Annotated in this window: 2 protein-coding genes; both read left to right on the top strand. The window is 49.9% G+C overall.

Going from position 1 to position 762, the window contains the following annotated elements:
• Positions 1-508 (top strand): HlyD family efflux transporter periplasmic adaptor subunit (locus tag R7093_RS25190; protein ID WP_318147014.1); only part of this gene is annotated, 508 nt, incomplete at its 5' end.
• 10 nt (positions 509-518) lie between these two features.
• The coding region (locus tag R7093_RS25185) for an efflux RND transporter permease subunit (RefSeq protein ID WP_318147013.1) at positions 519-762 on the top strand (244 nt) is incomplete at its 3' end.

Below are 762 nucleotides of genomic sequence, written 5' to 3'. Positions count from 1 at the left end.
GCCGGGCGGCAGTGTTGTGTCAATTCAGCAAGAAGGCAGCTGGGAAGTGGACATCGACGTGCCGGAAAATATGATTGCGCAATTCGCACTAGGTCAGCCAGCATCGTTGACTTGGTATGATTCGGAGCAATCCTACCGAGCAACCGTGGCAGAAATCGCGCCGAAGAAGCACCTGCTCAAACAAACCTATACCGTCACGCTAGACATCGATTCGATTTCCAGTGCGCTATTCAACGGTAAAGCAGTCACGGTAAATACCGCGCTCAACACCAGTCACTCAAGCCATTGCTTTCCTTACTCTGCAATTTTGGGTGAGAAACAAACTCTGCACGTGAATGTGGTTCGTGATGCGGTTATTCATTCAGAGCCGGTCAACCTTGACTCTATCGATGCATACCAAGCGTGTGTGACCGGAAGTTTTGAGCAAGGCGATTATGTGGTGATCAGCGGTAGCCATTATCTGAGCGAGGGTGATGCCGCCCCAAACCTGACCATCAAGACGTTGTAGGTGCGAATCCATGATCAATTTAGCTGAATTCGCGATTCGCCAACGTAAGTTCGTTCTGTTCTTTATCGTATTGAGCGTGATCGCTGGCATCTATTCTTACTTCGACTTAGGCAAGTTGGAAGACCCGAGCTTTACGGTAAAAACTGCGGTAGTCGTGACCCTTTACCCGGGTGCATCTGCCGAAGAAGTCGAACACCAAGTCACCGATACCGTGGAAACCAAATTGCAGGAAATGGCAGAGTTGGATCGCTTGC

It is taken from the genome of Vibrio sp. 1580 (assembly GCF_033340055.1).
This window is presented reverse-complemented; position numbering and strand designations above follow the sequence as displayed.